Here is a 20749-nt window from a genome sequence, read left to right on the forward strand (position 1 = left end):
TTATCTAGCCCTCTGCTTCAATGTCCGTGACGATGGCGCGAATGGTCAGTGGCAGCGGTTGCGCCGCCCTGATCCAGACCCGCCCCTCATCGGAAAAACCGTCATCCTGTGGAATTTCGAGATAGCCGCTGTAAAGCCCCACGACCGAGCCAAGAGGCACTTCACTGGTGCGGAAGGAATGCTCGCTCAGATTGTCCGGGTCCGGCCCGTAATCCAGCACACCGCTGTCCAGCAACTGGACCCCCATGCGAATGGCCCGCTTTTTCTTGCCATGGCCCGGACCACCCTCTGCAGGGGTCGGCGGGGTCAGGCTGCGCAGGCTGGCACGCGAGTGCAGGCCGACTGTAATCTTCCGGCCGGAACGGTTGTTGGGCAGGGTCACAGTGCCATCACCGGCAACAGTCACCTGCGGCAGCACCGCACCGTCAGCAAGAATGTCGACCTGTTCCCCGACAAGATGGGCAAAGCCGCTGACCTGCTGGGCAGGCTCTCCCTCGTAGGTTCCGCCACAATCGACGAAATAGGCGTCTTCCTTTTTGTGAAGCGTGCTGTCAAAGCGGGCTTCCATGTATTCGATATGGCGGACATCCGCACCGTTGATTCGGCGCTTGACCGACAGCCACAGCACCTCGCGTTCCTCCTGGAAGGCAGCGGTGATGCTTTCCACCTCTCCCCAGTCACGGTCTGCGGTCCGTCCACCCAGCTTGTGACGGGCGAAGGAGACAACCTGCTGCTGACGGTGATAGGTCACGGACACCAGCTGTCCGTCGTCGCGCACCATCCAGACATAGGACAGCGGGAACTGTGTGTAGGCCAGTTCCTTCACCCCGGTACCCGTGATGTGTTCCGACAGCTCGGTCAGGGCCGGAGATTCATAACGGTTCTTTTCAAAGTAGAACTGCATCTCGTGCAGGCCACGCCGGTCCTTGGAGACAAAAAGCGCAGCGGAACCGATCTTGATCGGTGCCACTTCCCCGACACCGGTTTCCGTTTGCGGCTTGTTGTCCAGCGAGCGGATGGTCATGACACCGTTGCCGCCCGACGGTCCCAGAACACGCGTGCCCCCGGCTGTACCCACCAGGATGGAATCCCCGTCCAGTGTAAAGCGCAGGGAGTTCACCCCGCCGGATTTCAGCGTGACCTTGAAGCCGGAATCATCATCCGTGCCCTGGGTCAGGGTCTTGGGTTCCCCCGACTTCGACAGCCAGAAGGTCTGCGGCTGTTCCGGTGTGGCCGAGAAAACGGAGCGCTGCTGGAAAAAGGACACAAGCTGCGGATAGTTTCCGGCCTTCCACTCGGATGGCTTGTTCGTAAAGGAGATATCGCTGAGCGACCAGTCCGCATGGTTGGTCCGCTTCAGCTCCTTGGGCGGGTGGTCCCGGTGCACCAGAAAAATCGAGTTGTCATCCTGCTCGAAACGCAGGGCGCGCAGCTGTTCTTCCGTGTAGGGACTGGCCAGTTCGTAGGGTTGTCCGGCGTTGTTCGGGTCCTCGATCACTGCGAAGTTGCGGAAAAACCGCATGTACTCGTGCCCGATCTCGATCACATAGGTATCCTCCGTCGAATACTCGAAGGTGATCAGACGGCTGAAACGACCGGGATATTTGGTGTTGGCGACAAAGCGTGTGCCGGGACGACGGGTCAGTCCACCGTGATAGAGCGGCATGAAGTTCTCGCAGATCTCCAGCCCTGCGGCATAGAGCTCCGCCGTTTCACGAGCCTGCAGGAACGGCGAAAGCTCGCCCCTGGTAAAGTTGGCCTGGAAGGTTCTAATTCTGGCTGGCATGGCGTGCCTCCAGCCAGGAACCCACCTCGATCTCCTCGGCACTGCGCTCAAAGCTGTCCGCCATCACGGCCTCGCGCATGCGCTGCTGATAGATGGCGTTCATGGAATTGAGCTTGTTCTTGGAACCTGTGAGCTTTTCGCTCAACCTGACGGCCAGCAGAGCTGCCAGACAGTCGTAAAGGGCGGGCGGCATGTCGACCGGCTCAAGCAGGCTGGTGATGTAACGCACCCGCAGCGGGGCCTCCAGCGTTGTGTGAACAAAGCGGCCCTCAATGCTGTAGGGCACAGGTTCGCCGTCCCTCTCCCCGTTTTCGGTCAGCGGCAAAAGCTTGAGATCATCAGGCAGGCGCAGATAGGCATTGCTCGTCCCGAATGCGCTCTGTTCTGCTGATTGCGGCAGCAGGGCCCGACGGATCGCACAGCCCCAGGGCCAGGACACCAGCAGGGTGCGCAGGGCTCCGTCATAGACGGTCTTGCACGCGCGGGCCTGTGGCGTGTTTTCGTTCAGATCCGTGATGATCTTGTCGCCCAGCAGCAGAAGGGCATCGTTGCAAAGGGCAACCTTGCTGGTCATGGCATCACCTCAAAAGTTGGAAGAAAGAAGAAAAAGGGAGGAACCGCCAATGGCAGCTCCTCCCCTCTGTTGCAGGGACGCCTGATGGTCACAGACGCTCCCTTCGGCCTGCCCGGGTTCCTGAAAACCGGGGACAGGCTCCTCACGACAGGCCGGTTCACTGATCCGGTGTGAGACGTTCGAAGTGACGGGGCACCTCACCGGATGCCTCCATCACCTCCCCCACAGACCAGACACGGCTTTGCCAGAAACAGGTGCGAATACAGATATGTCTTTTCGCCTGTATGACCTTTTTCCGGCGTCCTGCGGCCGATCTTCCGGAAGCAACCGCACCGGAAACGGCCCTGGCGGACGCCGCTCCATCGGACGCTGTCCGGTTCACGTCCGCTTTTTTCCGGACCGTTCTGCTCACGGCAGGCTTTTCGGAAACGGACTGTTCAGGGGCAGCCTTCCGCGTGGATGCAGAAGCCTTTCGGGCTGTCATGGGGATCAGGCTGTCTGATGACCTGCGACGATGCCCGCCCAGACCCTGCCTGTGGAAGGTGCCGTACCAACGACATCGTAGTGAACGGACAGATAGCGCTCATCCACACCCTCCGGCAGATACTGGAAGGACACCTTTCGGCCCGCCTTCAGGTCGGCCAGATTGATGCTGGAGCTCACCACGGTCTTCGGGGAGGCAAAGTTTTCAACACTGTCCACCTGAAGTGAAACGTCCAGTCGGGTCAGGTTGTTGAAATCCTCTGTCACCTGAATGAGGATCGGCACGGGGCAGCCCTTGCCGATATCACGGTCCAGCGCGGCATCGGCGCCATAGACCGTGCCGGTCTGACCCAGATCGATGACGTTCTGTGAACGCGCATCAGCCGTGATCTTCTGATTGTCAGACAAGGTCTGGTTTTTGGAAGTGATCATGTTCTCTTTTCCCTGAGTTTAGGATTAACGTGAGTGAGGAACTGCCCAACAAAAAAGGCCGCCACGAGCGACCTGTCGGACCTTGCGCCGCTGTTCTGCGGGCAGTCCCTGTTTCAATCCGCTTTGTCCGGCTGTTACGCAGACAGCACGCGCTCTTCTGTGTTCAGAAGGGCATCGGTCTCGCGGATCGGAATGCCACGATAGGTCAGAACCTCCTGACCCTCGATTTCCTTCGGCGTCAGGCGCACAAAGGAATCATCCGCACCCGCGTTGTGTGCCAGTGCATCCAGTGCTTCCAGAACATTGCGGTTGCAATAGATCGCCACGCGGCCTTCCATGGCATTGCCACGATTGACCTTGCGGTTCTGCAGGCGGTAGTAGCCCTGACGCAGCAACGCATAAAGATCGACGTTGCCCGCCTTCATCTGGGACACATCGATGTTCGCAACACGCACGTTGTAACGGTAATCCTTGCAGGCAATGCCGCCAAACCAGGTGAACTTTTCTTCCAGCACATAGTACGGGTGACCGTTGTCATCCAGCACGCGCTGGCGACCCATGTCATCGCGTTGCAGACCGGCGCGTGTGCCCTTTGGATAGAGCATGTGCGTGAAGCGGTCACCCCAGGTCACGAACCAGATCGAGGTGTTGTCATTGCCGGTACCACCACCGTCAACGACCTGACGGCCGGAACCGCCGCCACCGATCACCTTGAAGCGATGGGACAGACCCTTGAAGCCCAGGGCATTGCTGTCTGTGCTTTCATAGAAAATCGCAGAGGCCATCTTCTGGTTCATCGCCTCGATAAAGCCCATGGCTTCGTTCATGCGCATCAGCTTGGCCTTTTCCGGCTCGCCGGCGTAGTTGTTCAGCAGACGCTCGTCAATGGATGACAGGCCTTCCAGAAATCCTGTTGTGTCCTTGACCTGCTGTGTGGTGGATTTGCTCTGCGGGATCCCCTTGTAGAGTGTGCCCCAGACAACCTCCGGCAGTCCGGTGCGGATGGTGTGCAGGTGTTCGGCACCCTTGTTGCACTCCATTGCTGTCGCATCCTGCAAAATCGGGTTTTCCTGCTTGAGCAATTCGATCACCGCACCTTCAGGAGAAGCCGAGTGCAGGTCAATCAAATCAACGTAGGTATTTCCAAGAGTTGGCATTATCAGCCCTCCTCGTTACGGGTTGGATAAAGACGGTCAGCCAGCGAGGCCCTTGGCCTGCCCGGACCGCTGTAACCGGGGGCAGAGTCTTCGGTCAGTCCCTGTCCCGCCTTGTGGAATGCCCGAATAACCACCGGGTTGTTCAGCAATCCTGTTTCGGCAAAGAGAGCCTCCAGCTCTTCCCCGCCATAGTGACGCACAGCCCGGCTGGCCATGCGCACATTCTCGACCATGGCATCGCCCCATTCAGCATGAAGCTCTGCCTTGGTTTCACTGATCTGCCGTTCGATCATCTGTTGCAGCCAGGCCTCTTGCCTGTGCTGGTTTTCAACCGCGGCCTCCGCACCAATGCGGGCCATGACCTGCGCCTGTTCAGGGCTGAGGCCGACCTGCGCGGCCAGAAACCGGACGGCATCCACATCGACAAAGGGGGCCAGGTCCTCATCCAGCTCGATGGCATAGTCCTGTTCAGCGTCGCTGTGCTGACCTGCCCCTTCTTTGTGTCCCGCGGTTGCGCCATGCGCAGAGCCATAAGACCCAGCGGTTGCGCCGTGCGAGGAGCCGTAAGCTCCCCCACCCGTTTCACCACCGGCCTGTTCCACTGCGCCGGACAGAAAACCCCCGCTGTTTTGATCAGCGGGGGTTTGGTCGGTGTAGATCCGGTCTGCGGTTTGATCGCTATAGAGCTGTCCGTCACGCATCAGCGAAAGACTCCCTCATCAGTTGGTTGATAATATCCTCGGGAATGCTGGCCTTGTTGACGATGTCAAAGGCCAGCGCCCGCTTGCCGTTGTCGTGGGCCAGTGCCGCAATATCCTCCGATGCGCGGAAAGCTCCGGCTGTGGAGAGAATATCGGCCAGAACCCTGCGCCCCTGCTCGCTGGCAAAAATCTCGCGATAGGCCTGCAGCAGTGCAGCCTGATGGCCTTTGCTGTTCAGTCCGAACATCAGACACCTCCCTGCCGGTTCTGCTGTGCCTGTTGCTGCTGTTGCTCTTGCAGGGTGGACATCAGGCTTGCAGCCTCACCGGCCTGTTGCAGCTGAACCGTCTGCTCCTGCTGTTGCCTGACGCGGGCAGCCTGCTCCTCTTCGGCCTGCAGACGCTCTTCCACCTCCTGGCGGGAGCGGATGGTCTTTTGCGGGGCACCGGAAAGTTCGTGGACCGTGCGCAGGATTTCATCCCCGTCGATGGTCCGGCTCATCACACCGGGGCTGAAGGCCTCGATCTGAGCGCCAAGCTGCAGCACCTGATTGATCCCGACCACCTCGCCGGAACGGCGCAGACGGGCCATCGGGGACAGCCAGTCCAGTGTCAGTTCCCGGCCTTCCAGAATGGCAGGCTTCGGTGGCAGCGCGATGATGCCGTCACGGGCCTGGCGCTCCAGAATGGAAACCTCCCGCCGGACACAGCGGGCCATCATCTCTTCCTGCGGGCTGAAAGGCGGGCCGATCAGATCACCCTTTTCCTGCGCCCGCTGAGCGGCTTCATAGGCAGTGACGTTCGGCTTGTTCACCAGAATCTGCCAGAGATCCTCATAAAAGGTGCTGCCGATCTGCGCTTCCGTTTTGTCGATCAGGCTCTCGCCCAGCGACGGGTTCGCGCCGGTCACCAGCGGCTGGATTTTCAGGCGGCCATCCTTGTCGATCAGATCGGGGTTGATCGCCCCGGCTGTCAGCTTCAGACGGTGGGTCAGCTTTTCCGTGGTGGCAAAGGCCGGGCGCACCACCTGTTCGGCGGCGACCTTTGTGGTCTGCACCATCACATTGAGCATCTTTACATCCGGCAAGGCAGCCATCGCGGGGCCATAGCCGTAGGCCGAGTTTGCAATGGGATTGAAGGCCGAGGGGAAATAGGGAAACTCGTAATAGCCGGACTCGCGCAGCACGTGGTTGTATCCCTCCAGCAGGTGTACGGAAGGATAGGGCATCTTCGTGTTCACCCCCTTCAGCGACGGGTCGACTGCGTGAATGACCCAGAAGCGCTCTTCCAGGCTTTGCGGCTGATCCAGTCTGGCGCGCAGCGTGGCGGGCAGAGCCTCCGGCCCGTATTCCCTGGCCAGATTGCGCAGGCTCATGGCGTGGCGGCGATAGGCGGCATCATAAGTGCCCCAGTCATCCACCGACAGGCAGATTTCCGCCATCGGCACATAGCGGTAGCGGAAGGGCGGCAGCTCCTCGCCAGCCGGGGTACGCTGCAGGTTTTCCTCCAGCATGAAGCACTGGGTGCCATAGGTCCCCAGACTGTCCCAGATGCGATAGTTCGCCCGGGTCCAGCCGCTCATGGGGTGATAGCGCAGCTTGAACAAAATTTTGGTCATCTCCTGCGCATAGGCTTTGACCTCGTGATTGTCCTGCAGCGCCTCGTCAATGGGCATCAGCCCGTGCCAGCGGGTCTGCGCCGGTGTCACCAGCGACTGTGCCGCAGCGGCAAAGCGTCCGCGTGACTGCACGGGACGGGACGAGAACACCCGGCTCTGGTCACCCACCCTGATCTGCTTGCTGTCATTTTCGCCGCGCAACACCTCCCCGAAGGGGTCCATCCGCGCAGCCACTTCCTTCCAGATCGCCAGAAACGGCTCCCGAATGGATTTCAGTTCCTGATAACGATTGAGAACATCGGAATGCAAGGCCATGAATTTCTCCAACAAAAAAGCCCCGCTTCCATCGAAGCGAGGCTTTGGTCATACTGATCCGGGACAGAACATAACAAGAACACCCGGGAACGACAAGCTGTAAACTTAACGCACGCGTCCATAAAGTCGTTCGACAAGGGGAACCTGTTCATCCAGTCCCAGAAACCCGCGGTTTGCGCTGGTGGACCGGCTCACGCCCAGGCCGAAGGATGTCCGACCGGGAGCTGCCGATGCAGAAGCAGAAACCGCTGATCCTGTCCGCGACCGGACTACCTGCCTTCTCACACCACCCTCGCCACGCTCCGGCAGATCACCCGTCCGGCTGGCGGATACACCCTGTTTTGTGCTTCCTGATGCCTGTGTCCCGGTTTGGTCAATTGAAAACTGGCCAAAATCCTCATCAATGAGATCAACTTCCTTGCCAAGTCCGATAGCAGTCTCTGTCAAACTGGCCGCGGTTTTCAGATAGGGACCTCCAAATGTCGAGACGATGCCCAGGCCGAAACCCAGTGCATCAAAAGACTGGGACCGTTGAACAGGCGTGCTGTCGAGTGAACTTTTAAAAGGATCACCCGCAACTGAATTGACTGTCTTCAAAACCGCTCCGGCAATCGGGTTTACCAGTGAAACAACATTCCCGAGTGCCACTCCCGGACTGAAATCAAGTCCGGCACTGGTTGAGAGATTATTGGTATCATAAGTCGGAGCCTTCTCCGTAAAACCAAAGAATCCCTGCACCGCTTCACCAATATCTTCGAAAAAAGACTGGTTCACATCGAAATAATCTTCCTGTCTGGAAAAGTATCCCTTTACTCCGGGGGTTCTGGCCTCCCAATTGTTCAGGGTCGTTTGCCAACCCTGTCGGGATTTTGGCCCGGAATAGGTTGGAGGCGTGGCACGAACGCTGTTGCCCCCTCTTTCAAGTTGCGGCCCAGGCGTGACCCCCCGGGCCGCAAAGCTCCCCCTGTCGCGGGGATGTGCTCCGGAATCGTATGTTCCTGCGCCATTGCCAAGCTTCCCGCCATAGCTGATATTATCGTTCAGATTTCTGTTCCGCTCGGCAAAGGTCTCTTCCTCATCGGGTGAGGGAGGACCGGGAGGAGCAACCCTTTCCGGTTTTTCAGCAACAGCCCTGTTCTCCTGTGCCTTGGAAGGCTTGTTGCCCCGGTTATTCCGGTCATTTTTTCCTGAACCGCCCTCGCCACTTGCATCACCGGGGCTGCCATTTTTGCTTCTGTCACCGATGCTCCCCGAAGCTTTCGCTGATTCCAGGCCACCTCTTGTTGCCATCGTTTCTGTTCCCTCTTTCAAGTGTGTTTGCACCTGCACTGCGCTACCCGGGCAACAGACCTTTTTTGCAGGACAATACAGCAGGCCGGATTGCCCGACGGCCTCTCGACACGCACAAAAAAAGCCCCGACCTCGTTAGAGGCGGAGCTTTTGCGCAGGACCTGTTGATCCGCAAACGACTATAGAGAACTCAGAGGAACCTTTCAAGAACAAACAAAAAACACAACTGTTTTTTGGATGTGGTCAAAAGCTGTTCTTTTTGCTAACAAAAGATGAAATTCCAGAAACTGAAAAACTGTCCGTTTCTTCAAAGATCACAGGCAGGGCATTCAGAACCACGTACAAGGTAAAGCCATGAAAACAAAACTCGCCCTTCTACTGAGCACCCTGCTTCTGAGCGCCTGTCAGACTGTAAAGAACGATCCTGTTGAAATTGCCGAACGCGATTGCCCTGTCCGGTTCGATGACGCAGGCTATTACGAAAAAACGGAAAGTTTCTGTCAGTACGGCCTCTACTCCGACAACAGCGGCAAGTGGTACACCACAGCCTGGACCTTTGAAAACAATAACCTGCACTGGGGTGAAACTATCCTGCAGACCTTGCCAAGTTTCTACTACTGGAAACGTGACACGGCATACACAACAGATGATGTCAAATCCTGGAACGAGTTCAAGGACCATCAAATCACAAATGTGCAGACTGTTTCCTGCAACTCATCCTATACCTGTTTCAGTTTCCAGCACCCCGTCCAAAACGTCAGCTGTGTTTATTTTGGCAAAAACGACAACAAAGGTCTTCCTGGTGGAGGTGCAGAAGGCAACAACCGCTTTGAGGGGTATTTCTGCTCTCCAGAACTCGCATCCGGCAATGCCTCTGCTGAGACCAGCAAATTCCTTGGTGCGATCCACGGGGAATAGTCCTCTTCTCCCCCTTCCAGAAAAACAGGCCCCGGAGTGATCCGGGGCCTGTTTTCTTTCAGCCGATCTTACGATTGAGAGTCTTCAGCTTTTTTATGAAGCTTTCAGTCTCGACCGACCAGTTCTCAAGGTTTTCTATACCCCCGTCATATCTTGAAAAGTAGTTTTCAATCAGGGTTTTACGCTCTTTCTTTTCCTTGTTTTTTTTCACCACAATGCATCTCCTTTTTTCTGTGGAGCTGCATTTTCTCAATCAAAAGACGAGTCTTAGAACCCAAAGCCCGGATAAAACAGCCATTTTCCGGCGCTTCCGGATCTTTTGTTCCAAAAATACCAATGTATTCACCACCATAGAAGGTGACGCAGAGGGAAGAAAAAACTGTGGTTGAAAAAAAGGGACACAATTGCGCAAACTGAACTTTGAAAACCTGATCGCCAGACCACCAGAAAAGAACAATGCCACCAGTCGATAACACAGAACATGAAATCCCGCCGCGCCGCCACCTGTTTCTTGCCTGGTTTATCTGGGCAACACTCGGCTGGTTTGGAGCCCATCGCTTTCATCTGGACAGAGACAACACCAGCTATTTTTATCTTGCTCCAATTGCTGCATGTGCCCTGCTTCTCATCCTCGGTCAGCAGTTTTCCGCGCTCTTCAAAAGCTTCCAGACTCTTGCTGTGACCTGCCTTCTTGTCTGCCTTTCGCCCTCTGGATTTTCGATTTTTTCTGGATCGCTGTAAGCGGTTGTTCGCGACAATGCCCAACGTGAACGGTTCCTCGCAACAACTGAAGCAGAAAAGACCTCGCAAAGCTGATACGGCCCTTCCCATTCCGTTCGGCCATGAGCGAGTGATAAGCAAAGGCCTCACCGGTTGCACCACACCTGAAAAAGGAAATCCAAAGCACAAGGCTTCCTTCAGGCGTTTTCCCTCCACCTGAAAGCAACATCCAAACAGAAGGGAGACAGGAACGACCGACAGGAAAGTCCGCACAGCACAGCAGGGCCGCCGAGAGTACAGCCAGCAGCGCCAGCCCCACGGCCGCAGCCAGTGCAAACCAGGACAAGGCTCTGGCAAAGGTCGCCAGATTGTCAAAGAGCGTCAGGCCATCGACGCCCAGCCCCTGGTCTCCCCCGACGTGGTGGCCCAGCATGTGCAGCAGAAAACCGCTGGCGGCAAGCCCGACATGCAGCACCCAGAACAGCACGGCGGCACAGCGTGGAAAGGCCAGCACACGCCAGCGTTCCAGCCCCCAGTACAGCAGACCGAAAAAGGCCATGATCACCAGTGGCCAGATCAGCCGCTCATTGTGCGCCTCGATTGATTGCACATCCTGGGTCAGGGCGGGATTGCTCATCAGAAGAAAGGAGAGATAGACCGTGTTGATCCCCCACAGCACGACAAAACCGAGCACTGAAAGGCCAAACAGCCAGGAAACACGCCAGCCCCTGCGCAACCCGGCGCAGAGCGGCAGGGACACAAGCCCCAGCAACAAAAGAAATTCCGTCATCAATAGTCAAAGCCTGCTGATTTGTTTTTTTCGCGCTCTCTCCTGACAAGACAGAGCACAGCTTTAGGCAAGCTTTTAGCATTTGCTTCGGTTTCGGAGCAATAGCCGAGTGTTTTGGTGGGAAATTATTTCAATCCTCATCCATCAGCAGCAGAACGCCTGCTGTCTTTTCAGACATTTGGGATGTTGATCCCTGAAACCGGCTCACAGGGAAACTTAACAGCCGATCGCACAAGACCGCTCTGTGCAGACTTTTGAAAAGATTTTAATGTCCCGTAAAACAGCTTTTCCACGGCTTGTTCCCTCTGGAAAGAGCCTCTGCAAGAAGCCTTCACCCGAAAGGCAGAACAGAACACAAACCGGACCAGGCTTGCAGCCTTGCCGGACCGCGACCAGCAACCACCGGATGACCGCCCTCCATCGCTCTCTCCGGCCGGGCAGAAACAGGGGACAAATTTCCGAAACCGTCAGCAGTGCTGCCGGTTCACTCGCGAACAGAACAAAGGCCATCTTCCGGTCCAGCCCCGGCCAATGGTGTCGTCATGCGCAATCATCAGCTCTGATCCGGTGCACATGCGCAGCATTGTCAGAAAAACTCGCTCATTTCGCTTTTGAGATTGTCGAACAGCGTTTCCCTGAAGCCGAAGAGTTCTGCGACCAGAACGATAAGGACAACGGCCCCCAGCGCGGTCGCCACAAACCAGAAATCGGCATGCGCCTTGCCTTTCGTGATCGGGCGGCCATCATCCGAATCATAGCGCACCACCAGATCCGGATCACGCGGCGCATCCATCTCCCGAAGCGGCCGAACCACCCGGGCCAGCACCCAGTACAAAATCATGAAACAGATCAGGGTTACAGAGCTGTACATGGCTTCCCCGCTTGATCATTTGGTATCTGTCGCGAAGCACGAGCCTATCACACCCTGTCAGATTGCGCAGGAAAGAGTGATGTCCCTTCTTGGGCTCACAGGCTTTTCTTGACTTGTGAACATCAGTTTTTCACAATCGCTTTGATTGAAAAAGAATCAAACTTTCCTAAAGCAACATGCTTCAGATTAAAAGACTTGTCGCACGATGCAAACTTCCAATAACAGAAGTAACATCTGTTGCTAATTTTTGCTCTTGCGTTAAAGTTTCCATATCCTTCACAACCAAATTTAGATAAAAAGTCAAAGCTGCCTTTTCAGAATTACCTATATATTCTTTCTTATTTTTAACGAACAGTTCAAAATCATGAAAAACTTTAATTGCAAATGATCGATGATTTTCATCTGTAATCATCATCCTAACTTGCTCAATTCTTTCGCAAATTTCTTCAAATTTATCTGCTGACAGAAACTCCTTTTTTTCACTTTCAATCAACAATATAAGTTTCAAGGCGTACGTATCCAGTTGAAACGTTCTAAACCCTTTATTTTCTTTAGCTCTATCATATGCAGTCTGCAAAAAACTGTCAGCTAATTCAAAATCGTTATAATCAAGCTGAAATATTGAGTACTGAAGCCAAAAAAGAGGCTCTTGATTAACCTCAATGTCACGCCTCAAATCTTCAAATATACTAGTAATATAGCTCTTAGAATCGCCATACCTACTTAAACATTTTTTTATAAAACTAAACTTCATTACAGAGCTAAGGATAGACTGATACCTCCTTTCACTCTTTCTCTTAACAGCTTCAACGATAATCGACGACACTCCATCCACAATATCATTCGGATCAAAATACTCTTTAATGATATATTCAGAAAAAATTGAAGATCTAACCCTAACACTATTGTCAGATAATATAAAAATATCATTAGATACTTCTGGATAACAAATTAGTTTTTCATAAGCATCTACTCTAGAAACATTATTAAGAAACCCACTATCAGCATCAACACCTGTCGATTTCAACAAATGACTAATAACAAAAACTTTTTTGAATTCTCTGTCATGAAACAAAGGCTTTAATGCTTGATCAATCTTCTCCCTAATCGCTTCATTTTTGTACAAATCTAAAACAATTTCTCTAAAATCTCTACCTTTTTCAATAATACCCTCAATATTTCTCGTATTTAATCCAGAAAAATCTAATATCCTTTTGAAATCTTCTTTATCATCTTGATTTAAATAATTTAAATCAACGCGTTTGAGGGGTTTAGGAAATAACTTCAAGGCCTCATGAAGCCGTAATTCCTGGACACTAGTCCTAACAGTAATAATAAATTTAGAATCAACAATTTCATTACTAAGCTCACCAATAATTTCAACAGCAGCATCATAATCATCAATAAACACAACCAAATCTTTATGCTGCTTTAAAATGTCCAAATCAGAAGGTACAAGAGGAGATGAAAACTTTCTTTTAACACATTTAAACCCCATCTCACTTAGCTTATAAGACAAAATATTAGTAAAAATTGTTTTCCCATTACCAATCCTTGAATGCAACAAAAAGCAATTATTATCCTTAATATAATCAATTATTTCGTTGATTGTCGAATATCGAGGCACAACATAACTTGGATCATAATTCGAAAGAGAAGACAAACACCTTTGGTAATTAAATGAACCATAAGCCATCAGGTTCAAAACTTCGTTTGCAGTCGGTTGAGCTAATGACTTCTTATCAAGGAAAGGATCCATATAATCAAAAGACTTCAACATATTAAGATCATTACTTTTTTCAGGTTCCTTAATATTCTTACAAAAATCAGCAAAACCTGAAACACCGATATCTAGCAAAGTACCAAAATTTTGCATTCTTTTTTTCAACATTTCGTCAGATAAATTCTTGGTAACAACAAATATCTTACTTTTACCACTAGGTATTTTTGAAAGTATTTTCCCTGTAATATGATAATCAGAAAGACTATATCCAACTACAAAACATTTTTCTGAAAACTTTAAATCTCGAACAAACTCATCATTCCAAGATGAAGCATCAAAGGTTTGCCTAATGTAGGACGCCTCATTCAAAACGAGCTGATCTAAAACATTATCTGCAGATAAATTACGAACTATTCCATGCAGATGAACGACACTTCCTTTTGGTATTTTTCTTGGCTTAGCATCGGTATGGCAAAAACTATTCAGCTTGATATCACTTTTAACACGAAAACATTCAACAACATCATCATAGTTAGTTGTATATATTCTTCTCCAAGGTAACTTCAAAATCAAAGCCTGATCTTCACTGTAAGATTTTACAGTAAATGTCTCATAAATAATCTGGTAAAGATCCACATCTTCACGTTCATTAATTTCATCCGCCAAAATTTTCAAATCATAATTATTATCTTCTACATCTAAAATTTCTAAAAAATTCTGCTTCAACTGCTTCCCTGTAGGGAGTTTTTCATTTTTTATATTAAAAGCATCTACCGAAAAACCGGCACCCAAAAAAAGAATTGAATTTTCTACGTCAAGATTTTTTAGAAGCTCAAGATCCATATTCATCTCATAAAAACATAATTTTCCATCGCCCCTAAAACGTTACAATTTAAAACAATTAAATCAACCTTAAATTTCATCCCCCGCTGATCCAGTCATCATCTTCTGCGGCATCCGCATAATCGAAAAGCAAGGCCCGCACCTGCTGGCTGGCCACCGGTTCGGCGAAGGTCACGGCGAGGGCGTCGCCCACGTCCGGGGAAGAAAGGCCGCGTTTTTTCATGTCGGACTTTTTTTCCAGCAGCACGCGCATGTGGCTGTCATAGCTGTATTCCGGGCCCTTGAGGTCGGTGAGCAGTTCGGGATCGTCGGGGATGTCGGCCCGCTCCAGCCAGTCGCGCAGACGGCCCCACATTTCGGCGCGCTTGTTGACATAGCCGTTGTCGCCGTCGTTGTCCGCCTTGCCGCCAAAGGCGACCTCGAAATGGCGGACCCTCATGGCGTGGAGCGCATCGCAGGTGCTGGCCCCGACCCCGCCGCCATCGACAAAAATCGCATCGGCCCGTGCGCTGTTGCTGACCTCCAGCACCTTGCGGGCAATCTCCGGCCCGCGCTTGCCCCTCAGCCGGACAATATCGACAACCCGGCGCCCCTGGCGGGTGAGGATCACCGACTGGTCATCGCCAAAGCGCGCACAGTCCACGCCGATCACAACCGGTGCAGCCGGGTCCGGGTCACAGCTGCGGCGGGCGGCCTCCTCGACCAGGGCGGAAGAGATAAACTGGTCCGCGTTGGTCTTGGGAAACTCCCCGCGCACCCGCACGCGAAAAAAGTCGCTGTCGGTGCCGTGGTCCTCGGCCCAGCTTTTGATCTGGCGCTTGTTGGTAATGGGCACGGAACGGCTGTCGATCCGGCGATGCTGCCAGCGGTGACGAAAGCGATGAAAGCATTCGAAAAAGCGGCCCGTGTTGCGCGTCGGATTGCCAAAAACCGCCCAGATGATCTGGGTGTTGGCATCGGTCAGCGCGCCTTCCGTGACCTCCCAGATCAGATCGTGAATGGCAGAGGCCTCGTCAAAGACCACCAGAATGCGCTTGCCCTGGTTGTGCAGACCGGCAAAGGCCTCGGTGTTGCGTTCGGACCAGGGCACCATATCAATGCGCCAGGTTTTGTCGTGCCCGGCCCTGCTCGAAAAGATCGCGGTGGCCGTATACTTGAACCAGCTCCGCCACCTGCTGAGGCGATGCCACTTGGCCAGCTCCGACCAGGTTTTGGTTTTCAACTGGGTTTCGGTGTTGGCGGTCACCACGCCCTTGGTGTCCGTACAGGTCGTCATGGCCCAGAGCACGATCCAGCTCACCAGCGCCGACTTGCCGATCCCGTGACCGGAAGACACCGCCAGCCGGATGGCCTCTTCAGGGGTCAGCAGCCCGTCGCGCAGACCTTCCAGAACCTCCTGCTGCCAGTCCTGCGGACCGGCAAAGGCTTTCAGTTCACCCTCCCCCCAGGGAAAGGCCTCGCGCACCCAGCCCAGCGGGTCCCCCGCCAGAGCCGCCGCACGTTCCTGCAGCAGAACCTCTGAAAGGCCTTCACTGGCCTCCTCCACGGAATTTTCCTCAACAGCAGAACCGGATTTTGCGAAGACCTGAACAGAACGGGTCATTGAAAGAGTTCCTCCAACAAAAAAGCCCCTTGCGCAGAGCCAAACTCCGCGACAAGGGGCTGCAACAGATCATGAAATATCAAAAGGACTTCATTGATTTCTCAAGACAAAACGATAAGCTGTTTTCTTGCAGAACAGCCACGAAACCGCACAGTAAAACCGCCGATGACCTTTAAAACAACCTTTCTGCTCTCCATCCTCCTGATCCTCTCAGCCTGCCAGACCACGCAGAGCAGGCAGAGCAGGCAGGACTTTGTCAATTATCGCTATGACAAGGCAATGCGTGCTGAACTGATCCTTATCGCGCAGAAACTCGATGAACCGGGCCAGGCCATTCCCTACGCACTTTGTCAGCAGAATCTGGTCACCGGAGAGTTCGAAGAAAGGATACGTGCCGTTCTGCGTATCAGCCCGGACCTGCCGGAATTCAAACAGATCCTCGGCACACTGACCAACCACATTGGCAAGGCCTCTCCGTCTGAACAGCACAGCCTGTGTCAATGCCGCTCAAAAGACACCTGGGACACTCTGGATACAGGACAGAAAACAGCGTTCAACAAGCTCGTTCTCGGAACAGCTCTGAGTGAAGAGGACAATGCTGCACTGCAACGACAGACCTCCCGCCTCAGGCCACCAGAAAGCAGGAGCATGACAAACAACCCGACAATCCGCTGTATGACGGATACCTTCAGGATGACAGAAACCATCCTTGATCTGGAAAGCCGGCTGGGTGTTGACAAAAGCGGAATCTGACCACACCGCAATCATAAGCTCCCCCTCGCTCCAGCGCCCTTTCCCCGGGACTACGCACAATTGACATCAAACCAACAGTTGATTATTCTTCACATCTGAAGCCCTGTTCATAGCTCCATGCTCTGTCCACCCGGGTACCGCTGACGAGTGGTTGTGGTTCAGGCTAGCCGTTTGCAGCACGCCCGATAGCTGTATTGAAAGTTACGCTGACTTCTTCAGGGCTTCTTTTTCCCATCAAATATGTTTGGTCGCGCCGTGTAGCAATGTCGGCACTCCGATTGCGCCAGGTCTCTCTGTCGCATCCGATTAATCTTCTCAAGCTCCCTCGCTCCAGCGCCCTTTCCCCGGGGCTGCGCACAATTGACATCAAACCAATAATTGATTATTGTTCATATCTGAAGCCCTGTTCATGGCTCCATGCTCTGTCCACCCGGGCACCACTGACGAGTGGTTGTGGTTCAGGCTAGCCGTTTGCAGCACGCCCGATAGCTGTATTGAAGGCCACTTTGAGTGGACTCTGACCGCCGACTTCTTCAGGGCTTCTTTTCCCTATCAAAGGTTTTCACTGGCGCCGTGTGCAATGTCGGCACCCCGATTGCTCCAGGTCTCTCTGTCGCATCCGATTAATCTTCTCAAGCTCCCTCGCTCCAGCGCCCTTTCCCCGGGACTGCGCACAATTGACACCAAACCAACAGTTGATTATTGTTCATATCTGAAGCCCTGTTCATGGCTCCATGCTCTGTCCACCCGGGTACCGCTGACGAGTGGTTGTGGTTCAGGCTAGCCGTTTGCAGCACGCCCGATAGCTGTATTGAAGGCCACTTTGAGTGGATGCCGACTTCTTCAGGGCTTCTTTTCCCTATCAAAGGTTTTCACTGGCGCCGTGTGCAATGTCGGCACTCCGATTGCTCCAGGTTTCTCTGTCGCATCCAGAACCATAACATCATACGATTTCTTGCCATTACCCTTACGCACTCCCGGACGCAAAAAGATCGGGCGGTGCATACGATCATCATGACGGTTGGCCCTGATCTCGCCTTCTTTCAAATGATCCGGCATCCCTCTTATCAAACGTTCTGCGTGTTTGGGACGTTCAATTCTCAGGCTCTTTAACAGCTCTGCAGTTGCATAAACCGATTTGTCTGCCTGACGAAAATCCCTGTAAGCGCTCTGTGTCACGACCATCCTGATCGCTTCCAGTTGATCCTCCGAAATTTCTCCGACCTTAACCGGCTTTCCGCCTCTCGCGATCAAGCGATCCAGTTGTGTCGGAACGTGATGTCGTGCTGTTGTCCGAACTGTGTTCCCGGCTTCAAGATGCCGTGCAATCCCGACAGCGCGTCCCAAGGCTCCCGCAAAAGCTTCCGGTAATGCCATCAGCTCTCTTTCAATCTGACGCGCTGATCCTGCACCAAGCTCCTCTATAATCTGCCCGGTCAAAGCCGCACCGCCTCTCGCCGCAGCATGTCCACCGCGAACAGCTATGTCACCAACTTCCATGAAAGGGACGCTAACAGCTTCATTGATTACTCCCGCAGGGCCATAAAACACGCCGCCGTATTGCCGAAGCTCTTGTCTGGTCGCAGGATCAAGGCCAATCGGATCGTTTTTGCCCCACCCCTTACTCACTCCGCGCTCAACCGCGCCATACAATCGTTCCAGTATCCCGGGTCGTGGCTGACGCTTCCTTTCCTACTCCTTCATCCACATCGCCCTGGCCAGAGCTTCATCCCCGCCTGATGGAACGTCAGAAACGGGCGGACGAAGCAGCCAGGGTTTCTCCCGCTCCAGTTTCTCCCATCCGGCAAACCAGGCTCTGGTCGCTTTTTCTCTGACCCTGTCAGACGGACCGGAAAGCCTGTGCTCCTTTGAAACTTCATCACGGATCAAATCCGCACCAAGACCTCGTTCCACACCCAAAGCCTCCTGTTTTTCTGCCCGGGAACAAAAGGCCCGCCTCTGCCGGATGTTCAAAAACAACACAGCGACAGAAGCAGGCCTTTCCCGCAATTCAGCGCCCCGCACTCAGCGAGGCAGCGGCATTTCTGTTTACATTCAACACGACAGGCCGCTCACCACTCAGAAGCGGATGATCGGCAGCAGGGCCACGTTGCGCGGACGGGTTTCAGAACCACCTGTCAGGGTTGTGAGAACCTCTGTGCCTCTTTCATTGTCGGCACCGACACCAATTCCGCTCCCTGGCTGGGCCTGTGAGGCATTGATCCGTTCCAGGCCGATCCTGTGGTCGTGCTCTTTCAGCTCATCCGCCTGGGCAGAACCAAAGGCACGACCCGCATCCACACCACGGCCATTGTCCCAGCCGCGAACAAACTCGCCACGCAGATCCGGCAGATTGAAAGTTGTGGAACCATCACCGGAACCGTAAACCGTACCGATCACCGCAAAGAGTCCGGCATAGTCCGTGCGGGACACCGCCTGCCCCTCACAGGCCAGCCAGCCTTCCGGTGCAGTCTGACCGGCATGCCAGGACAGGGAACCGACGGGGGCCAACACCGCAGCAGCGGAACCGACCAGACCACCGACATAGGCACGCGGATCAATCCCGATCGCAACGGCAGACAGCTTGTTGCTGATCACCAGTCCCTCATCCAGACTCACTGTGACCATGGTCAGTGCATTGAAGACAGAGGCCGTGATGATCCCGTACTTGTAGCTGCCATCATCCGTGATACGAATACGCTGCCCCACCAGAAAAACACCGGTTTTGTCGCCTGCGACAGAAAAGACAGCTTCACTCACGCGTGATGGAGTATGGCCCGGATTAAAGAAGCCCGCTTCCTCTGCATGACAACGCACCGCCGCCATAATCTCGTGAAGCTTGGCATCCACCATTGGAACATCATTCCGGCCTTCGACAGAACTCCAGTTTTGCAAACCGCTCATTTCGGTTTTCTCCCATAAAAAAAACCCTGCCGGCCTCGATGTGACATCCCGGCGGCAGAGCGAAAAAAAGCTGCTCATAAAACCCTGCACTCCCGAAAGATCGCAGGGCAACTGTTCATAAAAAAAGCCCCGCCGCAGGACGCGGCAGGGCTGCAAGTCAGAGTTCTGTTCACGAGACCCGCTGCTCGTACAATTGGGTCTCTACCAACAGATAGGGATTGTCTTTTCCCTTTCAAGGCATGAACAGAATTCCATGAAAAAAATCACCGGATCGTGACCGGATCAACGACACGCTCCGGCTGCTTTACTGGATATCAGGCCCAGGCCCGGACAAAGATCGCCCAGTTTGCCGGGGTCAGGGTCAGGCGCCCGCCTGTGGTTCCATGTGCAATGGTAAGACCGGAAGACGCAAAACGGATTGTGATCTGCGCAGTGTTGTACTTTGAGGTCAGCCCCCATTGCAGCGCAGAGTTAGTGCCTGAATTGGAAGCCAGAAGATTGACCCTGTCACCAACAGAATACCCGCCTTCTGCCGTCAGACATTCTGCCTCATAGGCAATCAGGCGCGGCATGACGCCAAAGCCGTGGTCAACAGCAACACTGCTCCCGTGGGAATAGCTGATCGCCGAACTGGTAAACTCCCTGGACAGTGGAGAAACCGGAAGTGCAGCCCGGGCCTGGGCCGCGGCATCCAGCCCCGCCTTCAGTTGCGCGGCATCGACAACCTTGTCCTCGGTGCCGTTGGTGATGTCCTCATCGGACGCCAGCGTCACGATCCCCGCTGTTGTTTCTGTCGCCAGCGCAACCTCCGGAACCGCCACAGCGCGCGGATCGACGCCGATGGCGACGGCTGAGAGCTTGTTGGTGATCAGCAGACCATCGTCCAGACTGACCGTCACAGTGGTCAGCGCCAGGAATTCGGCCCCTGTGATCACGCCGTATTTGTAATCACCATCATCGGACAGGCGAATACGCTGCCCCACCAGAAAGACATCGGTCTTGTCACCTTCAACGGTAAAGGAGCCGGCATTGACACGTGCCGGGACAAACCCCGGATCGAAGAAACCGGCTTCATCGGCATGACAGCGCAAAGCCGCCATGATGACCTTGAAGGTCTGGTCTACAGCCGGAACCGTGTTTTCGTTTTCAACAGGGCTGAAATTTTTCAAACCGCTCATGATTTTCCTTCCATAAAAAAAGCCCTGCCGCAGAAGTGCGACAGAGCCATTGCTTGTTGCTGAATCAGATCAGGCTTTTCAGTGCTTCTGT

At 53.8% G+C, this 20749-nt stretch carries 20 protein-coding genes; 2 read left to right on the top strand and 18 right to left on the bottom strand.

Annotated elements, in window-relative coordinates:
• Window positions 1-4: 4 nt before the first annotated feature.
• The 9 genes from AAAH10_RS06365 to AAAH10_RS06405 all read right to left on the bottom strand — a co-directional run bounded on the left by AAAH10_RS06365 (window position 5) and on the right by AAAH10_RS06405 (window position 8355).
• Window positions 5-1786, bottom strand: coding sequence for a phage tail protein (locus AAAH10_RS06365; RefSeq protein ID WP_343561722.1), 1782 nt, complete (start codon window positions 1784-1786; stop codon window positions 5-7).
• On the bottom strand, window positions 1770-2360 hold the full coding sequence (locus AAAH10_RS06370; RefSeq protein WP_343561724.1) for a phage connector family protein: 591 nt from the start codon (window positions 2358-2360) through the stop codon (window positions 1770-1772). The genes AAAH10_RS06365 and AAAH10_RS06370 overlap by 17 nt, the downstream gene beginning before the upstream one ends.
• A gap of 157 nt (window positions 2361-2517) precedes the next feature.
• Window positions 2518-2844 carry a hypothetical protein gene (locus AAAH10_RS06375; RefSeq protein WP_343561726.1) on the bottom strand — a complete coding sequence of 109 codons (327 nt, stop codon included), beginning with the start codon at window positions 2842-2844 and terminating at the stop codon, window positions 2518-2520.
• Window positions 2845-2849: 5 nt separating this feature from the next.
• Entirely contained in the window at window positions 2850-3275 is a 426-nt protein-coding gene (locus tag AAAH10_RS06380; protein ID WP_343561728.1) for a Bbp16 family capsid cement protein, read from the bottom strand.
• Between the two features lie 134 nt (window positions 3276-3409).
• On the bottom strand, window positions 3410-4432 hold the full coding sequence (locus tag AAAH10_RS06385) for a major capsid protein (RefSeq protein WP_343561730.1): 1023 nt from the start codon (window positions 4430-4432) through the stop codon (window positions 3410-3412).
• 2 nt (window positions 4433-4434) lie between these two features.
• Window positions 4435-5133: a hypothetical protein gene (locus tag AAAH10_RS06390; protein WP_343561732.1), complete on the bottom strand. Its 699-nt coding sequence runs from the start codon at window positions 5131-5133 to the stop codon at window positions 4435-4437.
• Entirely contained in the window at window positions 5126-5380 is a 255-nt protein-coding gene (locus AAAH10_RS06395; RefSeq protein ID WP_343561734.1) for a Bbp19 family protein, read from the bottom strand. The genes AAAH10_RS06390 and AAAH10_RS06395 overlap by 8 nt, the downstream gene beginning before the upstream one ends.
• Window positions 5380-7065 carry a portal protein gene (locus AAAH10_RS06400; RefSeq protein WP_343561736.1) on the bottom strand — a complete coding sequence of 562 codons (1686 nt, stop codon included), beginning with the start codon at window positions 7063-7065 and terminating at the stop codon, window positions 5380-5382. Before AAAH10_RS06400 ends, AAAH10_RS06395 begins: the two co-directional genes overlap by 1 nt.
• A 105-nt stretch (window positions 7066-7170) precedes the next feature.
• Window positions 7171-8355, bottom strand: coding sequence for a hypothetical protein (locus tag AAAH10_RS06405; RefSeq protein WP_343561738.1), 1185 nt, complete (start codon window positions 8353-8355; stop codon window positions 7171-7173).
• A 354-nt stretch (window positions 8356-8709) separates the two neighbouring features.
• Between AAAH10_RS06405 and AAAH10_RS06410 the strand changes: the two genes are divergently transcribed.
• Entirely contained in the window at window positions 8710-9273 is a 564-nt protein-coding gene (locus tag AAAH10_RS06410) for a hypothetical protein (RefSeq protein ID WP_343561740.1), read from the top strand.
• A gap of 179 nt (window positions 9274-9452) precedes the next feature.
• On the opposite strand, the gene AAAH10_RS06415 is transcribed toward AAAH10_RS06410, so the two are convergent.
• From AAAH10_RS06415 to AAAH10_RS06435, 5 genes are all read right to left on the bottom strand, one after another.
• Window positions 9453-9749: a hypothetical protein gene (locus tag AAAH10_RS06415; protein WP_343561742.1), complete on the bottom strand. Its 297-nt coding sequence runs from the start codon at window positions 9747-9749 to the stop codon at window positions 9453-9455.
• A 179-nt stretch (window positions 9750-9928) separates the two neighbouring features.
• Window positions 9929-10783 (bottom strand): hypothetical protein, encoded by an 855-nt coding sequence (locus AAAH10_RS06420; RefSeq protein WP_343561744.1) that lies wholly within the window; start codon window positions 10781-10783, stop codon window positions 9929-9931.
• Between the two features lie 586 nt (window positions 10784-11369).
• Window positions 11370-11654: a hypothetical protein gene (locus AAAH10_RS06425; RefSeq protein ID WP_343561745.1), complete on the bottom strand. Its 285-nt coding sequence runs from the start codon at window positions 11652-11654 to the stop codon at window positions 11370-11372.
• A gap of 181 nt (window positions 11655-11835) precedes the next feature.
• On the bottom strand, window positions 11836-14220 hold the full coding sequence (locus AAAH10_RS06430; RefSeq protein WP_343561747.1) for an SIR2 family protein: 2385 nt from the start codon (window positions 14218-14220) through the stop codon (window positions 11836-11838).
• 76 nt (window positions 14221-14296) lie between these two features.
• On the bottom strand, window positions 14297-15823 hold the full coding sequence (locus tag AAAH10_RS06435) for a terminase (RefSeq protein ID WP_343561749.1): 1527 nt from the start codon (window positions 15821-15823) through the stop codon (window positions 14297-14299).
• Window positions 15824-15988: 165 nt separating this feature from the next.
• Here AAAH10_RS06435 and AAAH10_RS06440 point away from each other — a divergent pair, with 165 nt between their 5' ends.
• A complete protein-coding gene (locus tag AAAH10_RS06440) occupies window positions 15989-16576 on the top strand; it encodes a hypothetical protein (protein WP_343561752.1) in 588 nt (195 codons plus the stop codon).
• An 843-nt stretch (window positions 16577-17419) separates the two neighbouring features.
• On the opposite strand, the gene AAAH10_RS06445 is transcribed toward AAAH10_RS06440, so the two are convergent.
• The 4 genes from AAAH10_RS06445 to AAAH10_RS06460 form a co-directional block, all read right to left on the bottom strand.
• Window positions 17420-18205 (bottom strand): hypothetical protein, encoded by a 786-nt coding sequence (locus AAAH10_RS06445; protein WP_343561754.1) that lies wholly within the window; start codon window positions 18203-18205, stop codon window positions 17420-17422.
• Window positions 18206-18268: 63 nt separating this feature from the next.
• Window positions 18269-18490 carry a hypothetical protein gene (locus tag AAAH10_RS06450; RefSeq protein ID WP_343561756.1) on the bottom strand — a complete coding sequence of 74 codons (222 nt, stop codon included), beginning with the start codon at window positions 18488-18490 and terminating at the stop codon, window positions 18269-18271.
• Window positions 18491-18655: 165 nt separating this feature from the next.
• Entirely contained in the window at window positions 18656-19480 is an 825-nt protein-coding gene (locus AAAH10_RS06455) for a tail fiber protein (protein WP_343561757.1), read from the bottom strand.
• Window positions 19481-19794: 314 nt separating this feature from the next.
• Window positions 19795-20658 carry a hypothetical protein gene (locus AAAH10_RS06460; protein WP_343561759.1) on the bottom strand — a complete coding sequence of 288 codons (864 nt, stop codon included), beginning with the start codon at window positions 20656-20658 and terminating at the stop codon, window positions 19795-19797.
• Between the last annotated feature and the right edge of the window lie 91 nt (window positions 20659-20749).

This window comes from Carbonatibacter coralli, from assembly GCF_039592655.1.
In the GTDB taxonomy this organism is placed as follows: Bacteria; Pseudomonadota; Alphaproteobacteria; order Kiloniellales; family Kiloniellaceae; genus Carbonatibacter; species Carbonatibacter coralli.